This window comes from Devosia sp. J2-20 (assembly GCF_055808475.1).
On the sequence record NZ_CM147870.1, the window covers coordinates 2327953 to 2344875 of the forward strand.

17 protein-coding genes and 1 pseudogene are annotated in these 16923 nt (G+C 60.5%); 11 read left to right on the plus strand and 7 right to left on the minus strand.

What is annotated here, in order from left to right; all coding sequences use genetic code 11:
- Position 1: 1 nt before the first annotated feature.
- From mltG to fabD, 6 genes are all read right to left on the minus strand, one after another.
- A complete protein-coding gene (gene mltG, locus AC0L37_RS11435) occupies positions 2–1102 on the minus strand; it encodes an endolytic transglycosylase MltG (protein ID WP_282221082.1) in 1101 nt (366 codons plus the stop codon).
- Positions 1095–1244, minus strand: coding sequence for a hypothetical protein (locus AC0L37_RS11440; protein ID WP_269369564.1), 150 nt, complete (start codon positions 1242–1244; stop codon positions 1095–1097). Before AC0L37_RS11440 ends, mltG begins: the two co-directional genes overlap by 8 nt.
- 24 nt (positions 1245–1268) lie before the next feature.
- Entirely contained in the window at positions 1269–2537 is a 1269-nt protein-coding gene (fabF, locus tag AC0L37_RS11445; protein WP_282221081.1) for a beta-ketoacyl-ACP synthase II, read from the minus strand.
- A gap of 22 nt (positions 2538–2559) precedes the next feature.
- Complete coding sequence (locus AC0L37_RS11450; RefSeq protein WP_046138081.1) at positions 2560–2796, minus strand: acyl carrier protein; 237 nt, start codon at positions 2794–2796, stop codon at positions 2560–2562.
- A gap of 216 nt (positions 2797–3012) precedes the next feature.
- Positions 3013–3750 (minus strand): 3-oxoacyl-[acyl-carrier-protein] reductase, encoded by a 738-nt coding sequence (fabG, locus tag AC0L37_RS11455; protein ID WP_282221080.1) that lies wholly within the window; start codon positions 3748–3750, stop codon positions 3013–3015.
- 52 nt (positions 3751–3802) lie between these two features.
- The gene (gene fabD, locus AC0L37_RS11460) at positions 3803–4753 is read right to left on the minus strand and encodes an ACP S-malonyltransferase (protein WP_212658443.1); all 951 of its coding nucleotides are present in this window, start codon (positions 4751–4753) and stop codon (positions 3803–3805) included.
- A gap of 270 nt (positions 4754–5023) precedes the next feature.
- Between fabD and AC0L37_RS11465 the strand changes: the two genes are divergently transcribed.
- The 11 genes and pseudogenes from AC0L37_RS11465 to AC0L37_RS11515 all read left to right on the plus strand — a co-directional run bounded on the left by AC0L37_RS11465 (position 5024) and on the right by AC0L37_RS11515 (position 15551).
- Entirely contained in the window at positions 5024–5776 is a 753-nt protein-coding gene (locus AC0L37_RS11465; protein ID WP_212658444.1) for a TetR/AcrR family transcriptional regulator, read from the plus strand.
- A gap of 276 nt (positions 5777–6052) precedes the next feature.
- Positions 6053–6451, plus strand: coding sequence for a 30S ribosomal protein S6 (gene rpsF / locus AC0L37_RS11470; RefSeq protein ID WP_212658445.1), 399 nt, complete (start codon positions 6053–6055; stop codon positions 6449–6451).
- A gap of 18 nt (positions 6452–6469) precedes the next feature.
- Positions 6470–6724 (plus strand): 30S ribosomal protein S18, encoded by a 255-nt coding sequence (rpsR, locus tag AC0L37_RS11475; RefSeq protein ID WP_035100429.1) that lies wholly within the window; start codon positions 6470–6472, stop codon positions 6722–6724.
- Between the two features lie 140 nt (positions 6725–6864).
- Positions 6865–7437, plus strand: coding sequence for a 50S ribosomal protein L9 (gene rplI, locus AC0L37_RS11480; RefSeq protein ID WP_212658446.1), 573 nt, complete (start codon positions 6865–6867; stop codon positions 7435–7437).
- A 241-nt stretch (positions 7438–7678) separates the two neighbouring features.
- The gene (locus tag AC0L37_RS11485) at positions 7679–9163 is read left to right on the plus strand and encodes a replicative DNA helicase (RefSeq protein WP_212658447.1); all 1485 of its coding nucleotides are present in this window, start codon (positions 7679–7681) and stop codon (positions 9161–9163) included.
- 2 nt (positions 9164–9165) lie between these two features.
- Positions 9166–10296, plus strand: a complete 1131-nt coding sequence (alr, locus tag AC0L37_RS11490) for an alanine racemase (protein ID WP_282221079.1) — start codon at positions 9166–9168, stop codon at positions 10294–10296.
- Between the two features lie 103 nt (positions 10297–10399).
- Positions 10400–11799 (plus strand): annotated as a pseudogene (gene radA / locus AC0L37_RS11495) (DNA repair protein RadA).
- A gap of 130 nt (positions 11800–11929) precedes the next feature.
- Positions 11930–12538, plus strand: coding sequence for a CvpA family protein (locus AC0L37_RS11500; RefSeq protein ID WP_212658450.1), 609 nt, complete (start codon positions 11930–11932; stop codon positions 12536–12538).
- Positions 12539–12703: 165 nt separating this feature from the next.
- Positions 12704–14206, plus strand: coding sequence for an amidophosphoribosyltransferase (purF, locus tag AC0L37_RS11505; protein ID WP_212658451.1), 1503 nt, complete (start codon positions 12704–12706; stop codon positions 14204–14206).
- Positions 14206–14940, plus strand: a complete 735-nt coding sequence (locus AC0L37_RS11510) for an SDR family NAD(P)-dependent oxidoreductase (RefSeq protein WP_212658452.1) — start codon at positions 14206–14208, stop codon at positions 14938–14940. Before purF ends, AC0L37_RS11510 begins: the two co-directional genes overlap by 1 nt.
- Positions 14941–14948: 8 nt before the next feature.
- Positions 14949–15551, plus strand: coding sequence for a GNAT family N-acetyltransferase (locus tag AC0L37_RS11515; RefSeq protein WP_282221078.1), 603 nt, complete (start codon positions 14949–14951; stop codon positions 15549–15551).
- Here the strand turns inward: AC0L37_RS11515 and AC0L37_RS11520 are convergent.
- Positions 15548–16813: a hemolysin family protein gene (locus tag AC0L37_RS11520; protein ID WP_212658454.1), complete on the minus strand. Its 1266-nt coding sequence runs from the start codon at positions 16811–16813 to the stop codon at positions 15548–15550. The genes AC0L37_RS11515 and AC0L37_RS11520 overlap by 4 nt on opposite strands.
- Between the last annotated feature and the right edge of the window lie 110 nt (positions 16814–16923).

Sequence of the window (16923 nt, forward strand, 5' to 3'; positions counted from 1 at the left end):
CTCACTGAGCGGCCGGGGCGTCAGCAGCCTGACCAGCCTCAGCGTCTTCGAGAGCCTTGCGGGCAGCCTCTGCCTCATCGGCAATCTTGCGATATTGCGCAACGTTCTTGCGATGCTCAGCATAGGTCTCGGCGAAAACGTGTCCCTCGCTGGGCAAAGCGCCCTTGGCCACGAAGTAGAGATAGTCGTGGCTATCGGGATTGGCGACCGCGCGCAGCGCTTCAATGCCCGGATTGGCAATAGGTGTGGGGGGCAGACCGTCGATTTGATAGGTGTTGTAATCTGTCTTGGCTTCGATCTCGGAGCGGCGTAGGCCGCGGCCCAGCGTCGCCTGACCCTTGGTAATGCCATAGATGATGGTCGGGTCTGACTGCAGGCGCATACCGTCGCGCAGGCGATTGACGAAAACGGCCGCGACCTGTGGACGTTCCGAGGCCACACCGGTCTCGCGTTCAACAATCGACGCGAGTATCAGCAGTTCTTCGGGTGTCTCAATTGGCAGGTCGGCCTGGCGGTCAGCCCAGACCTCGGCCAGTGCGTCAGTCATGGCCGTCTGCATCTTATCCAGCACGGACTGGCGGGTATCGCCGGGGACGTAATCGTAGCTGGCGGGCAGCACGGAGCCTTCAGCAGGTATGGTGCTGATTTCGCCAATCAGATTCTCATTGGCATTGATGCGCTGCACGACCTCCCAGGAGGTCCAGCCCTCAGGAATGGTCACCGCATAGCGAATCGGGTTGCCTTCGGTGATTTCCCTGAGGATGTCGGCCATGCTGGCACCGGCGGGGATGCGGAAATCACCCTGCTGGATGATGGAAACCCGCTCCAGTGTGCGCCCACCAGCCTGAAAGATGTAGCGGTTGGAGATGAGCCCCTGCTCTTCAAGTCGGGTGGAAATCGAGCTCAGGCCGGAGCCAGCCTCAACGCGGAAAGTGGCTTCTTCTGTCAGCGGACCATCGCCATAGAACTGCGACGCGCCATAAAGAACCGCCCCACCAGCCACAAGCAGGCCGATAACCAGCAGGGTCAGCAGACCGTTGAGGATATCAACGAAACCGTTGCGCGAACGGCGGCGCTGGCGCCGAACTTTGCGATCATTCATTTTGCGGCTCAATCTTGGTGCCCGGTCGCTTCACATAGCGCCGAATCTTGTCGGTAAAACAGCAGCCGGTCATGACGACGGCTGCGGCATTGTTCGCAAGCCAGAGCGCAAAGACAAGAGGCACGCTGCGCCACAGCGCCAAGTGCCTCTGACAGCCGTGGAAAAGTCAGTGGACCTTGCGCATGACCAGCGTTGCGTTGGTGCCGCCAAAGCCGAAGCTGTTGGAAAGCGCCACGTTGATCTCTTTCTTGAATGCCTTTTTGGGCACAAGATTGATCACGGTATCAACCGATGGATTGTCGAGGTTCAGCGTAGGTGGCGCGATATTATCGCGCATGGCCAGCAGCGAAAAAATAGCCTCGGCCGAACCGGCAGCGCCCAGCAAGTGGCCAATAGCCGATTTTGTCGAGCTCATGGCCACGCTCTGAGCGGCATCGCCCAGCATGCGAGTGACCGAACCCAGTTCGATTTCGTCGCCCAGTGGGGTCGAGGTACCATGCGCGTTGATGTAGTCAATCTCGGACGGTGCAATGCCTGCACGCTTGATGGCGGCCTGCATGCAGCGGAAGCCGCCATCACCATCTTCGGATGGTGCGGTAATGTGATAGGCATCGCCGGAGAGGCCATAGCCGATAATTTCGCCATAAATCTTGGCGCCACGGGCCTTGGCCCGCTCGTAATCTTCCAGCACCACGATGCCGGCGCCCTCACCCATGACAAAACCGTCGCGGTCCTTGTCATAGGGGCGTGAAGCCGCTTCGGGGTTGTCGTTAAAGCCGGTGGACAGGGCACGGCAGGCGGCGAAGCCGGCCAGAGCCAGGCGATTGACGCAGCTTTCAGCACCACCTGCGACCATGACGTCAGCGTCACCCAGGGCGATCAGACGGGCGGCGTCACCAATGGCATGGGCGCCCGTGGAGCAAGCCGTTACAACTGAATGATTGGGACCCTTGAGCCCGAACCGGATCGACACATGGCCTGAAGCCAGGTTGATCAAGCGACCGGGGATAAAGAAGGGGCTGATACGACGCGGACCCTTTTCGTGCAGGGTAACCGAAGCGTCGTAGATGCCGCCGACACCGCCAATGCCCGAACCGATCAGAACGCCTGTGCGTTCCTGATCTTCCTGGGTCTTGGGTTCGACGCCGGCATCCTGAATAGCCTGGGTCGCCGCCGCCATCGCATAAACGATGAAAGGGTCAACCTTGCGCTGCTCTTTGACGTCCATCCACTCATCTGGATTGTACTTGCCGTCGGCGTAGTCGCCGAGCGGCAAGCGATGAGCAATCTGACAGGCGATATCGTCAACCTGGAAGTCGTCGATGCGTTTAGCACCGCTCTTGCCAGCAAGAATATTGGCCCAAGTGGCCTCAACCCCGCAACCGAGTGGCGTAACAAGGCCAAGCCCGGAGACAACAACGCGACGAAGTTCCATGGTCAACTATCTCAATCGGTAATTAGCCGACTGCCTTGGTGAGAAACGAGACGGCGTCGCCAAAGGTCTGAATGCCTTCGGCTGCGTCGTCAGGAATCTCAACCGAGAATTCTTCTTCAAAGGCCATCACCAGCTCGACCTGGTCGAGGGAGTCGGCACCCAGATCGTCGATAAAGCTGGCCTTTTCGACAACCTTCTCGGCATCCACATTGAGGTGTTCCACAACGATCTTGCGGACCCGATCAGCGACATCGCTCATAGTTTGACTTCCCTTTTCGAAATCGAGGTTTCGTTTCGTTTCTTATTGGCGCATTGCCAAATCTTCAAGCGCTCTGTTGGCTAACTCAACGTCAATGTAGGCGCCCATTGGAGCGCCCGCAAGGCGATGGCCAGCAGTGCAATCGGGGCCGATTAGCACACTTGACCGCGGCGCGCCATAAGCCAATGCCCCGGTTTTCAACGGCTTGAACCGTTATCAGACCATCGCCATGCCGCCATTGACGTTAAGCGTATGGCCCGTGACATATGCTGCGGCATCGCTGGCAAGGAAAACTGCGCAACCAGCAACTTCCTGTGCAGTGCCCAACCGGTGGGCAGGAATCGTCGACAGGATCGACTCGCGCTGCTTGTCATTGAGCTCATCGGTCATGGCCGAAGCGATGAAGCCGGGCGCGATCGAATTGACGGTGATGTTGCGCGACGCGACTTCGTGCGCCAGCGCCTTGTTCATGCCAATCAGGCCGGCCTTGGAGGCGGCGTAATTGCCCTGCCCCGGATTACCCATGACGCCCACGACCGAAGAAATGCCGATAATGCGACCAAAACGCTGTTTCATCATTCCGCGCAGGGCGGAGCGATTGAGATGGAAAGCGGCGGTCAGATTGACCGCGATAACTTCGTCCCACTCTTCGTCCTTCATACGCATGAAGAGATTATCGCGGGTCATGCCGGCATTGTTGACCAGAATATCGAGGCCACCCATGGCCTGCTCTGCGGCCGGGACCAGCCTGTCGACCTCATCGAGCCTGGAGAGGTTACAGGGCAGGATGGGGCTGTCCTTGCCGATTGCGGCCGCGGTATCTTCAAGGGCACCAACGCGAGTGCCACTGAGTGCAACGACGGCGCCGGCGTCTGCAAGGGCCTTGGCGATCTCGCGACCAATACCGCCACTTGCACCCGTCACAAGCGCGCGTTTACCAGTTAAATCAAACATTTAGTTGTCTCCTGTGGAGAAAGTGATTCAAGCCAACGGGGCTGGAATGCGATCAGGCAGAAAGCTCAGCGACGAAGGCGTCGATATCGGCCGGCGTCCCGACCGCGGTAGCGACGGCATCGCCATTAATGCGCTTGGCCAGGCCGGTTAGAACCTTGCCGGTGCCCAGTTCAGCCAGATGGGTCACCCCGCCCTCGCCGGTCAGCCATGCGACGCTTTCTGTCCAGCGAACCACGCCCGTGACCTGTTCGACGAGGCGCTGGCGAATTTCGTCAGGATCGGAAATAGGCGTCGCAAGAACGTTGGCGACGAGTGGCACAACCGGTGCATTGACGGTTACCTCTGCAAGCGCTGCGGCCATGGCCTCAGCGGCAGGCTGCATAAGAGAGCAATGGAACGGGGCGCTGACAGGCAAAAGCAGAGCGCGCTTGGCGCCCTTAGCCTTGGCAATTTCCAGTGCCCGTTCGACCGCAGCCGTTGCGCCCGAAATGACAACCTGGCCGGGGGCATTGTCATTTGCCACATCGCAAACCTCGTCACCGGCGGCCTCCGCAGCCACAGCACGGGCCGTTTCCAAATCCAATCCGAGCAACGCAGCCATGGCGCCGTGGCCCACGGGGACTGCTTTCTGCATGGCCTGACCGCGGGTCTTGAGCAGGCGCGCCGCGTCCGACACCGAGAAAGTCCCGGCGGCGCAAAGGGCCGAATATTCACCCAGGGAATGCCCAGCAACGAAGGCGGCGTGATCGGCAAGAGAAATGCCCTTGGCCTCAAGCACGCGCACAACGGCGAGGCTGACCGCCATCAGCGCAGGCTGGGCATTTTCGGTCAGACGCAGCGTGTCGTCAGGCCCCTCGAACATAATCGCCGACAGGTTCTGGCCGAGCGCCTCGTCAACCTCTTCAAACACGGCGCGGGCCTCGGGATAGGCCGCCGCCAGTTCCTTGCCCATGCCGACAGCCTGGCTGCCCTGCCCCGGAAAAGTGAATGCGCGCTTGGTCATGAGAGTCCTCCAGGGGATCAGTTAGACAGGCTAGAGAGGCACTGTCCAGTTGCCGGCGCATTTGCCCCGCGGGTGTGTCGGAGTCAAGGCAACGGCCCCTCTTGACGCCAAGAGCGCAAATTCCGCTGTGAACAGCGCTCGTCCGGCGCGCACGCCGGTGTACCGGTGGTGCTGTGCGCCACCCGCATAGCATGTGGGCGCACGACATCATTTACAGACTGACGGTCAGTCTATAAACCGACCGGCAGTCAGTATTCATTCGGATAGATCATGGCCCGCACCGTAAAACACCCCGAAGTTCGCCGCGCGGAACTCGTCGGCGCTGCCCGTTCGCTGTTCTTTGAGCGAGGTTACGACGCGACCAGCGTAGATGAAATTATTGCGCGCGCCGGGGTCTCAAAGGGCGCGTTCTACTACTACTTCCCCTCCAAGGGGGCGGTACTGGAGGCACTGGCGGAACAGATGGCAGAAGAGGCTGCGGTCAATATCCGCCCCATACTGACAGACGACACGCTGAATGGCTTCGAGCGGCTGCAGCAATTTCTCAGGCTCAATCAGCGTCTCAAGGCAGAACAGGCACCGGAAACACTCGCCTTGTTCGAAGCGCTGTTCCATCCCCAGAATCTGGCGCTGCATCATCATGTCTTTACCCGGGTGAGCCGCGTCATGAACCCGATTATGGCAACGATCCTGCAACAGGGCATGGATGACGGGAGTTTCTTGCCGGGGGATCCACTGGCCATTGCTGAAGTCTTGCTCGGGATCAGCTCGACCACGCATGAAGCCGTCGCTGGGCTGGTGGGCGCGGACTCCGAAGAGGCGTTCAAAGCAGCGGCAGCGGCATTTCAGCGTCGCTGGCTCACTCAAGGGGTTATCGCCGATCGCATCCTGGGGCTTCCGGAGGGCAGCACCGAGTTTGTTGAACCGGGATTCGCCGAGGCGTTTTTTGCGGGCTGGCGACAGGCTCGAGCCCAAAGGAGTGCAACAAGAGGCAATTTTGCAGAGGACGTCGACCGGTTCTGAACGGGATGCCGCCCAGCCCTCCCCCGCTGGGAGGCCCAGGTGTCGTGGGCTGAAGCCGCGAGCACGCTTGCCTTTGCCCGACCTGTCGCTTATAGACGCGCCAGCAATTCGTTTGGCCGGGGGCTGAACGGAGGGTTTGCTTATTGCAAATAGGACGAAAAATCCGGCCTCCCGTGTTCCCGCTCTTTGCAAGACTGCTTTGACGCCCTTCCCGGCTTCAAGGAGGCTCCGCGCTAAGTGAAATGCAGTGTTTGAACCACGAAGGAAGGCGCATTCATGGCCCTTTACGAGCATATCTACCTGGCACGCCAGGACGTTTCCCAGCAGCAGGTCGAAGAACTGACCACTGCACTGACCGATATCCTGTCCAATGGCGGCGGCAAGGTCACCAAGAATGAATATTGGGGCCTGAAGGGTCTCTCCTATCGCATTCGCAAGAACCGCAAGGCGCACTACACGCTGCTGAACATCGATGCATCGCCAGCGGCGGTCGCTGAAATGGAACGCCAGATGCGCATCAATGAAGACATCCTGCGTTTCATGACCGTCCGCGTGGACGAGCATGAAGAAGGCCCGTCTGCCATGATGGCAAAGCGTGACCGTGACGACAGCCGTCCCGATCGTGGCGGTGACCGTGGTGGCTTCAGCGGCGAACGCCGCCCGCGCCGTTTCTAAGAAAAGGACCCCATAGCTATGGCAATCAAAGATCTCACGACCGCCCAGGCCCGTCGTCCTTTCCAGCGTCGTCGCAAGACCTGCCCATTCTCGGGTGAAGGCGCGCCAAAGATCGACTACAAGGACGTCCGTCTGCTCTCGCGTTACGTTTCCGAGCGCGGCAAGATCGTCCCAAGCCGCATCACCGCCGTTTCGGCACTGAAGCAGCGTGAACTGGCTCGCGCCATCAAGCGTGCCCGCTTCATCGGCATCATGCCTTACGCCGTTCAGTAAACTCGGGCTGGGCTGGCTTCGGTCAGCCCGACCACTCGCCTACCCGCCTATCTGTGCCAACAGGCACACCGCTGGGGCATCCGGAATGGTCCGGGGCTCCTAACCGTCCAAGAGACGGGACAGCCAAAAGGAATTCCCACATGAAAGTCATTCTTCTCGAGCGCATCGCCCGTACGGGTTCGATCGGCGACGAAGTCACTGTGAAGGACGGCTTTGCCCGTAACTTCCTGCTGCCACAGGGCAAGGCGCTGCGCGCCACCGAAGCCAACCGCAAGAAGTTCGAGGCCGAACGCGCCAATATCGAAAAGCGCAATGAAGAGCGCCGCAATGCCGCTTCGGGCATTGCCGAAGGCTTGAACGGCAGCACCGTGACCATGATCCGCCAGGCTGGCGAAACCGGTCAGCTGTACGGTTCGGTTGCTTCGCGCGATATCGTTGAGGCGCTGGCTGAAGCCGGCTTCACCGTGCAGCGCAGCCAGGTTGACCTGCTCGACCCGATCAAGTCGGTTGGCCTGCACACCGTGGCCCTGAACCTGCATGCTGAAGTTGCCGTGACCATCACAGTCAACGTTGCCCGCTCCGAAGACGAAGCTGAGCGTCAGGCATCGGGTGAAGACGTCACCGTGACCGTCTATGAAGACGACGTCGATGGCGATTTCGCTGCCGGCCAGAAGGATGCCAAGCAGGACGACCGCTTCGACGACGAAGCCTAGGCCTTACGCTTCCTAGTGAATTGAAAAGGCCGGGCTCATCGCCCGGCCTTTTTGTTTGGGTCGTGCCGCGACTCGGCGCATTCTACATGCTTGGCCGCATGCAAGCGCTGGCTGTCACAATCCCCGTTGTCCACAGTGTTCACAGCGCCGTTTTAGACAGCGGTAAGAACTCCGTTGGTAGGCCGAGACTCTGGCCCGCGCTGCGTGGTTAAGAAAGGCTGACGTTTAACTCGAGGGACTCATGGCAGAGATCGCAAGGCTTCATCCGACCGAAGACAAGTCATTTCGCCTGGCGCCTCACAATGTGGAAGCCGAGCAGGCGCTGCTGGGCGCAATTCTGCTGAACAATGACGCGTTTTACCGGGTCTCGGACTTTCTCGAGCCGATTCACTTCTACGAGCCGATCCACCGCGATATTTACGAGCTAGCCGGCAAGATCATCCGCGCCGGCAAATCGGCCGACCCCACCACCATCAAGACGCATTTGCCAGATCAGCTGCTGCCTGACGTCACGATGGCACAGTATCTGGCTCGGCTGGCTGCCGAAGCTACAACCGTGCTCAATGCTGCCGATTATGGCCAGGCGATTTACGATCTGGCGATCCGCCGGAACCTGATTCTGGTTGGCGAGGAGATGGTCTCGGTCGCCTATGAGTCAGACGTGGAGCTGACACCTAACAAACAGATCGAAAAGGTCGAGGGCGAGCTGTTCCAGCTGGCTGAAAAAGGCCGTTACGACGGCGGCTTCCTGAGCTTTTCAAGCGCGCTGAGTGCCTCGATCCAGATGGCTGGCGAAGCCTATCAGCGCGATGGCGGCCTGTCGGGCGTCGCCACGCTACTCGATGATCTGGACCGCCAGATGGGCGGCTTGCAGCGTTCCGACTTGATCGTGCTGGCCGGCCGTCCCGCCATGGGCAAGACCTCGCTGGCGACCAATATTGCGTTCAACATCGCCAAGTCCTGGAAGGCCGAGGTGACGCCGGACGGACATAACAAGACCATCAGCGGCGGCATCGTTGGTTTCTTCAGCCTGGAGATGAGTTCAGAACAGCTCGCAACGCGTATTCTGGCCGAGCAGGCGGAGATTTCGTCTTCCGATATTCGTCGCGGGCGCATTCATGACAGCCAGTTTTCCAAGCTGGTGGATGTCAGCAATATGATGAGCAAGATACCGCTCTATATCGACGACACTGGCGGTATCAGCGTGGCGCAATTGGCGGCCCGCGCACGTCGCCTGAAGCGCCAGAAGGGCCTCGACTTCCTGATCGTCGACTATTTGCAGCTGCTGAGCGGCTCGAGCAAGGCATCAAGCCAGAACCGCGTGCAGGAACTGACCGAAATCACCACCACGCTCAAGGCGCTTGCCAAGGAACTCGAAGTCCCCATTATCGCATTGTCCCAGCTGTCTCGACAGGTAGAATCGCGCGATGACAAGCATCCGCAACTGGCGGATCTGCGCGAATCGGGTTCTATCGAGCAGGACGCCGACGTGGTGCTGTTCGTTTATCGCGAGGAGTATTACCTCAAGAACAAAGAACCCAAAGAAGGTACGCCAGAGCACATGACCTGGCAGGGGGAAATGGAACAGGTGCACGGTAAGGCAGAAGTCATCATTGCCAAGCAGCGCCACGGTCCTACGGGCACGGTGCAGCTCAGCTTCGAGGCGCAGTATACGCGCTTTGGCAATCTGGCCCGTGCCGACTACCTGCCCGAGCGTATGGAATAGTAATGGCGTTGACGTCTGGCCTTGGCGGGCAACTCAGTATCGATCTCGGGGCCCTGGCCCGCAATTGGCGCGCACTGGACAAGGTCAGTGCGGGTGCGCTGACCGGTGCGGTGGTCAAGGCAGACGCCTATGGCACCGGTATTACCGTGGCCAGCAAGGCTCTGCATGCCGCTGGCGCGCGGTTCTTCTTTGTTGCCACGCCTGATGAAGGCATGGCGGTACGCGCCGCCGTTCCTGAGGCCCATATCTTTGTGATGAACGGGCTCTATCCCGGCGCAGCCAATCTCTACATTCGCCAGAACCTGATGCCGGTGCTCTGTTCGGTCGAAATGCTCGAAGAGTGGCTGGCCAAGTGCCTTGAACGCAACGAGGCCTACCCTTCAGCCTTTCACTTCGATACCGGTATCAACCGGCTCGGCTTCCGGCTGAACGAAGCTGGCTTCGTGCGTGAACGCATCGAGGCGCTGGGTTATGCGCCACAAATGCTGATGAGCCATCTGGCCTGTGCCGATCAGCCCAATCATGAAAAGAACCGCACCCAGTTGGCGCTGTTTGGCTCGGTGATGACGCAGTTTCAGGGCATTCCCGCCTCACTGGCGAACTCGGCCGGTCTGATGAGCGGCCGCGACTACCATTTCCAGATGGTGCGCCCCGGTATTTCGCTTTACGGCGGCCGGGCGCTGGTAGGCCGGAAGAACCCGATGGCCGCAGTGGTGACGCTGCATGTGCCGATCCTGCAGGTCAAGGAAGCCCGTACCGGCGAAACGGTGGGCTATGGCGCTGCCTACTCGCTGTCACGCGACAGTCGGCTGGCAATCATCAGCCATGGCTACGCCGATGGCTTTTTCCGTTCCTTGTCGGCGACCAATTCGCGACCGGGCGGCAAGGTGGCAATCCGCGGCAAGCTGTGTCCGGTGATCGGCCGGGTTTCGATGGATCAGGTGGTGGTCGACATCACCGAACTGGGTCCAGACATTCCCAAGCCAGGCGAAGGCGCTGAAGTCCTTGGCGCCAATATAAGCGTTGATGACCAGGGTGATGCCGCCGGCACGATCGGGTACGAAGTGCTGACCTCACTGAAGGGCCGGTATAACCGCAACTATGTTGGCGACGGCAATCTCCCGCCGGCATAGGTTCGCTGTTTGTTCTTGCGTCTCCACGCTGATCGACTAGTATCGCGAGCACTTTGAGGGGGCAGCCCAATCACCCTGCCCATCGTTTCGCGAAAGGTTCGTCTTGGCCAAGTCCCGCTCGTCATTTGTCTGCCAGTCATGCGGCGCTGTTACGACACGCTGGCAGGGGCGCTGCGACGCCTGCGGCGAATGGAACACCATTGTCGAGGAGATGACCGATTCCGGCGTCGGTGCGGGCCCCAAGTCGGCCAAGGCAGGCGGTCGGCCGACCAATCTGGTGCCACTCTCGGGTGAAACCGAAAGCGCCGCACGCGTTGTCACCGGCATGGCGGAGCTGGATCGCGTGACAGGCGGCGGCTTTGTTATGGGATCGGCACTGCTGGTGGGTGGTGATCCGGGCATCGGCAAGTCGACACTGTTGCTGCAGTCGGCTGCGGCACTGGCCAATCAGGGCAAGCGGGTTGTCTATGTGTCGGGGGAAGAAGCGGTGGCGCAGGTACGGCTGCGCGCGCAGCGGCTTGGCCTGGGCGAAGCGCCGGTACTGCTGGCGGCTGAAACCAATGTCGAAATCATTCTGGCCACACTGGAGAGCGGCCCTGCCCCCGATCTGGTGATTATCGATTCGATCCAGACCCTGTGGACCGACCGCGTCGACAGCGCACCGGGAACCGTCACGCAGGTGCGCACGTCGGCGCAGGCACTGACGCGCTTCGCCAAAAAAGCGGCGCTGCAGTGGTGCTGGTAGGCCATGTCACAAAGGACGGGCAGATCGCCGGGCCTCGCGTCGTCGAGCATATGGTTGATGCCGTCCTGTATTTTGAAGGTGACACCAGTCACACCTTCCGAATTCTGCGCGGCGTCAAGAACCGCTATGGCGCGACGGACGAAATCGGCGTGTTTGCCATGACCGAACTGGGCCTTGAGCAGGTGGCCAATCCCTCAGCCCTGTTTCTCGATCAACGCGATGAAGGCGCGGCAGGTTCGGCGGTGTTCGCGGGTATGGAGGGCACGCGTCCGATTCTCATTGAGATCCAGGCACTGGTGGCGCCATCACCACTGGGCACACCACGCCGCGCCGTTGTCGGTTGGGATTCCTCCCGCCTGTCGATGGTGGTGGCAGTGCTCGAAACGCGGTGCGGCGTGCGGATCGGCGCCAATGACATCTATCTCAACGTCGCTGGTGGGCTAAAGATCAACGAGCCAGCCGCCGATCTGGCAGTGGCTGCGGCGCTGATCTCCTCGCTGACCAGTTCTCCCCTTCCCTCGGACTCGGTCTATTTCGGCGAAATTTCGCTTGCTGGCGGCGTCAGGCCGGTGGTGCATGGCTCGCTGCGGTTGCGCGAAGCCCAGAAGCTGGGGTTCAAATCGGTGTCAACGGGGCGCCTGGCGAGCGCGGACCGCAATAGCGGGCTGGAGGTATCTGAATACAGCACACTGCAAGAGCTGGTGGGGCGTATTGCTGCCAATGGCAAGCCACGCGAACCTGACCGCGATGAGTGGTAAGGGCGTGACACCTTCGGGCTTTGTGCGCAGATACTGTGCGAAGGCGTGGCCAACCCTTGGCAGCGGCGTGCAAAGCCGCTAAACGAGGCCCAATACAGCCGGGGCGGCTATAGGAGCTTAGCGAACAAAGATGCTGACAGCGTTCGACGTTGGTGTGGGTGTGCTGGTGCTGATTTCAGCAATTCTGGCCACAGCGCGGGGCCTGACCCGCGAAGTGCTTTCGCTGGCGACATGGGCCGGCTCTGCCGCCATCGCCATCTATATGTGGCAGTATCACCCCGAAATCGCCCGTGGCTACATTGCCGAGCCACTTGTGGCCGATATCGCCACGGTGGTTGTGACCTTCATCGTCGCCCTGATCGTGTTGCATCTGTTGACCATGCGCATCGCCGATTTTGTGGTCGATAGCCGCGTGGGCCCGATCGACCGTACACTGGGGTTTGTGTTTGGCGTGTTGCGCGGCATACTGATCGCGATTGTCATCACCATTTTCGGTACATGGCTCCTTCCCAACAATCTGCCGCCTTGGGCTGCAAACTCGCAGACGCTGCCGCAGCTTCAGACCATGGGCAATACACTGATCTCCATGCTGCCAGAAGAACTTGAGGCGCAGGTGACCCAGATCCTCAAGGGCGGTACGGGCCTGACCGACGAAACCTCCGGCGGTCCGATTGCGCCAGTTGAAGACGGTACAGACGCAACCGAAGACGGTTCGGTGCAACCGGCACCAGGCGCCTGATCCGATCACGCTTTGGCGAGGGCACAGCGCTCGCCACAACCCTGACCACCTTGCAGGGCAATGGTCGGGACATCAAAAATGAGCTAGAGTCAGGGGATAGATTTCCCGCTCTGGTTCGGTCGCATAGCGCGGCCCCGCGACGTCCGCGGTTGAGGCAGCATTGGCATGGAGAGCCCGTTGAACCATCCGAACGATGACCGTTTTGATCTCGATGGCGACACGCTGCACGAAGAGTGTGGCGTGTTTGGCATTTTGGGACACAGCGACGCGTCCACGCTGACTGCTCTGGGGCTGCATGCGCTGCAGCATCGCGGTCAGGAAGCAGCCGGTATCGTCAGTTTTGATGGCCGCCAGTTCTATGCCGAAAAGCGGATGGGGCTGGTCGGCGACCACTATACCGACCCGGCCCTGCTGGCCAAGCTACCCGGCACGATGGCCATGGGCCATACCCGCTACTCGACAACCGGCGAAGTCGCGTTGCGCAATGTGCAGCCGCTGTTCGCAGAGCTGGGCGACGGCGGCATTGCGATTGCCCATAATGGCAATTTCACCAATGGCCTGACCCTGCGACGCCAGATCATCGCGACCGGCGCCATCTGCCAGTCGACATCGGATACCGAGGTGGTGCTGCATCTGGTGGCACGGTCGCGTCATAGTTCAACAACAGACCGCTTCATCGACGCGATCCGCCAGATGGAAGGCGGCTACGCCATGCTGGCGATGACGCGCACCAAGCTGATCGCGGCACGCGACCCGATCGGCATTCGCCCCTTGGTCATGGGCGAGCTGGATGGCAAACCGATCTTCTGTTCGGAAACATGTGCGCTCGACATGATCGGCGCCAAGTATATTCGCGACGTCGAAAACGGCGAAGTGGTGATCTGCGAGACGCAGCCAGACGGATCGATCAGCATTGAGGCGCGCAAGCCCGCCCGGCCCACACCAGAACGTCCCTGTCTGTTTGAATATGTGTATTTCGCACGGCCGGATTCGGTCGTGTCCGGTCGCAGTGTTTATGGCGCCCGCAAGCGCATGGGCATGAACCTGGCAAAGGAAGCCCCGGTCGACGCCGATGTGGTGGTGCCTGTGCCCGATGGCGGCACACCGGCGGCCATTGGCTATGCACAAGCCAGCGGCATCCCGTTCGAGCTGGGGATTATCCGCAATCACTATGTGGGCCGCACCTTTATCGAGCCAACACAGTCGATCCGGGCGTTTGGCGTCAAGCTCAAGCATTCCGCCAACCGCGCCGAAATTGCCGGCAAGCGCGTCGTGCTGATTGACGACTCGATCGTGCGTGGCACGACTTCGCTCAAGATCGTGCAGATGATCCGCGATGCTGGCGCCACCGAGGTTCATATCCGTGTGGCGAGCCCGATGATCTATCATTCGGACTATTACGGCATCGATACGCCAGATCCCGAAATGCTGCTGGCTAACCAGCACGAAACGCTGGAATCGATGTGTAAGTTCATCGGCGCGGACTCGCTTGAGTTCCTGTCGATTGATGGCCTCTATGAGGCTGTTGGCGGCGAGAAGCGCAATGATCAGGCGCCGCAATTTACCGATCACTATTTCACTGGCGATTATCCGACGCAGCTGACCGATCTGACCGGCCGCGATAAGAATGAGCCGAAAAAAGTTTCTCTGCTGAAAGAGGCCGGTTGATGGCTGTGGATCAGGATCTGGCCGGCAAGGTCGTACTCGTAACAGGTGCGTCGCGCGGGATTGGCTATGCGGCCGCGCTGGAGGCGGCCCGACGGGGCGCCCACGTGGTCGCCGTCGCCCGCACAGTTGGCGGGCTCGAAGAACTGGATGACGAGATCCAGGATTTGGGGTCGTCAGCGACGCTGGTGCCGCTCGACCTGCGCGATGGCGACGCCATTGATCGTCTGGGCGCTGCTATCTTCGAGCGCTGGGGTGCGCTGGATGGTTTGATCGCCAATGCTGGTCAGCTTGGTGTTCTCAGTCCCCTGCCCCATGTGAAGCCTGAAGACTTTGACAAGGTGATCGCTGTCAATGTGACCGCGAACTATCGCCTGCTGCGCTCCACCGACCTGTTGCTGCGTCAGGCCGAAGCGGGCCGCGCTGTCTTCGTGTCCTCGGGCGCGGCCAAGTCCGCACGGCCATTCTGGGGGCTCTATGCCGCCAGCAAGGCCGCGGTGGATGCCATGGTGAAATCATATTCAGGCGAAATCGCCCAGACCAAGGTCAAGGCCAACATCTTCTATCCAGGCCAGATCCGCACCGCGATGCGGGCCAAGGCAATGCCCGGCGAGGATCCCAACACGCTGCCGACACCGGCTGATATTGCGCCCAAGCTGGTGGACATGATCAGCCCCGCCTACAAGGACAATGGCAAGCTGTTCAACGCGGCTGACGATACGCTGAGCGACCTTTAGGCCAGCCCATGGTGACGCTGCGCGGCTTTCGGCCGAACGACCTACCGGCGCTCTATGATATCTGCCTGACCACCGGCGCGTCGGGTGCGGACGCAAGCGCACTGCACAGCGATCCTGAGCTTGTCGGTCATATCTATGCAGCGCCCTATGGGGCGCTGGAGCCGGAGCGCGTGCTCCTGGCTGAGGACGCGTTGGGCGTTGCTGGCTATATCGTCGGCACGCTGGACAGTGACGGCTTTGCAGCGCGCCAGGAGCGCGATTGGTGGCCAGCACTGCGCCAACGCTACGCTGACGCATCAACGGGCTTCACCGAGGCCGACAGAGAGCGTATCGCGGCAATCAAGCACCCCGGCGTTACCCCGGCGGCGATCGTCGCGAACTACCCCGCCCATATTCACATGAACCTGCGCAGTCGCCTGCGCGGCCAGGGTGTTGGTACGGCTCTGCTGGAGGCCTGGGTGGCCGATGCACGCGCCGCCAATGTGCGGGGCATCCATCTGGGGGCCAATGCCGCCAATAGCGGCGGCATCGCGTTCTGGCAACACAGCGGCTTTGCGCCGCTCCAGACCGTTGGCGGAACGGTCTGGATGGGCATGGCTCTAGCCGACTAGTCCGGCAGTTTGGTCATCAGGATCTTGTCGATGCGGCGACCATCCAGATCGACCACTTCAAACTTGAACCCATCATGCTCGAACGTCTCACCAACGGCCGGCAGGCGGTTGATGATCGAGAGCACATAGCCAGCCACGGTCTCAAACTTGGCATCGCGCGGGATGGAAATCTTGAGCTTGTCGCCGAACTCATCGACCGGCATCCAGCCTGCAACCAGCCAGGATCCGTCTTCACGTTTGACCACGGCGGGGTCATCGCCGGTCTCTTCCTGAAAGACGCCAGTGATAACCTCAAGAATATCGGCAGATGTGACGATACCTTCGAAGTGGCCATATTCGTCCACCACCAGCGCCATGTGCACGGTCGAATTGCGAATGGCACGGACCACATCGAGCGCGTCAGCGTGATCCATGACCACAGGGACAGGTTGGACGAACTTGCGCAGCTCGAGCGGCAGTCCATTGGCGAAGACGCCGATTATGTCCTTGATCGCCACCACGCCGATGATGGAATCGCCGTCACCGTCCTGCACCAGCAGGCGCGAACGATGCGTGTCGAGAATGGTGCGCCGGATTTCTTCGCTCTCGTCGGACAGATCGAGCACATCGACGTCCAGACGCGGCGTCATCAGGCCACGTGCCGAGCGGTCGGCCAGTCGCATCACGCCCGAGATCATGGAGTGTTCATCGGTCTCGATCACACCGGCAGTTGTCGCCTCGGCGATGATGGTCTTGACCTCTTCTTCGGTCACGGTCTCTTCGGAGTCGCCCGCCTGCCCCAGCAGGGCAAGCACGGCGCGACCTGAAATGTCGAGCACCCAGACAATCGGCGAGCCGATCTTGGCGATCAGCTTCATGGCTGGCGCCACGCGGGCCGCCACGCCTTCTGCATCGCGCAACGCGATCTGCTTGGGCACCAATTCACCCAGGATCAGCGAAATGTAGGTGATACCGACAACCACAACACCAACACCGAGGATGTCAGCCAGACTGCCGGCCATGCCGACGGATTTGAGCCAGTCGGTAAGGCGCAGACCCAGCGTCGCCCCGGAGAAGGCACCCGAGAGGATGCCTACTAGGGTGATACCGATCTGTACCGATGAGAGGAATTTGCCCGGATCCTCGGCCAGTTCAATGGCAGTGGCGGCGCCGCCATTGCCGAGATCGGCCATGGTGCGCAGGCGGGCGGGTCGAGCGGAGACGACAGCCAGTTCCGACATGGCCAAGAGGCCATTGATGATGATCAGAACGACGACGATCAATAATTCTGCGAACAAGGTAATTTCAAATCATGCGCCCCGCACTCAGCATCGGGTCGCTTCAACGCGCGCAATATAGGGGCAAAGTCGGGCTCGACGCCATGGCCTCAGAG

Coding starts and splice junctions, on each gene's coding strand:
- mltG (WP_282221082.1), bottom strand. CDS start 1,102: ATGAATGATCGCAAAGTTCGGCGCCAGCGCCGCCGTTCGCGCAACGGT.
- fabF (WP_282221081.1), bottom strand. CDS start 2,537: ATGGAACTTCGTCGCGTTGTTGTCTCCGGGCTTGGCCTTGTTACGCCA.
- AC0L37_RS11450 (WP_046138081.1), bottom strand. CDS start 2,796: ATGAGCGATGTCGCTGATCGGGTCCGCAAGATCGTTGTGGAACACCTC.
- fabG (WP_282221080.1), bottom strand. CDS start 3,750: ATGTTTGATTTAACTGGTAAACGCGCGCTTGTGACGGGTGCAAGTGGC.
- fabD (WP_212658443.1), bottom strand. CDS start 4,753: ATGACCAAGCGCGCATTCACTTTTCCGGGGCAGGGCAGCCAGGCTGTC.
- AC0L37_RS11465 (WP_212658444.1), top strand. CDS start 5,024: ATGGCCCGCACCGTAAAACACCCCGAAGTTCGCCGCGCGGAACTCGTC.
- rpsF (WP_212658445.1), top strand. CDS start 6,053: ATGGCCCTTTACGAGCATATCTACCTGGCACGCCAGGACGTTTCCCAG.
- rpsR (WP_035100429.1), top strand. CDS start 6,470: ATGGCAATCAAAGATCTCACGACCGCCCAGGCCCGTCGTCCTTTCCAG.
- rplI (WP_212658446.1), top strand. CDS start 6,865: ATGAAAGTCATTCTTCTCGAGCGCATCGCCCGTACGGGTTCGATCGGC.
- AC0L37_RS11485 (WP_212658447.1), top strand. CDS start 7,679: ATGGCAGAGATCGCAAGGCTTCATCCGACCGAAGACAAGTCATTTCGC.
- alr (WP_282221079.1), top strand. CDS start 9,166: ATGGCGTTGACGTCTGGCCTTGGCGGGCAACTCAGTATCGATCTCGGG.
- AC0L37_RS11500 (WP_212658450.1), top strand. CDS start 11,930: ATGCTGACAGCGTTCGACGTTGGTGTGGGTGTGCTGGTGCTGATTTCA.
- purF (WP_212658451.1), top strand. CDS start 12,704: ATGGAGAGCCCGTTGAACCATCCGAACGATGACCGTTTTGATCTCGAT.
- AC0L37_RS11510 (WP_212658452.1), top strand. CDS start 14,206: ATGGCTGTGGATCAGGATCTGGCCGGCAAGGTCGTACTCGTAACAGGT.
- AC0L37_RS11515 (WP_282221078.1), top strand. CDS start 14,949: ATGGTGACGCTGCGCGGCTTTCGGCCGAACGACCTACCGGCGCTCTAT.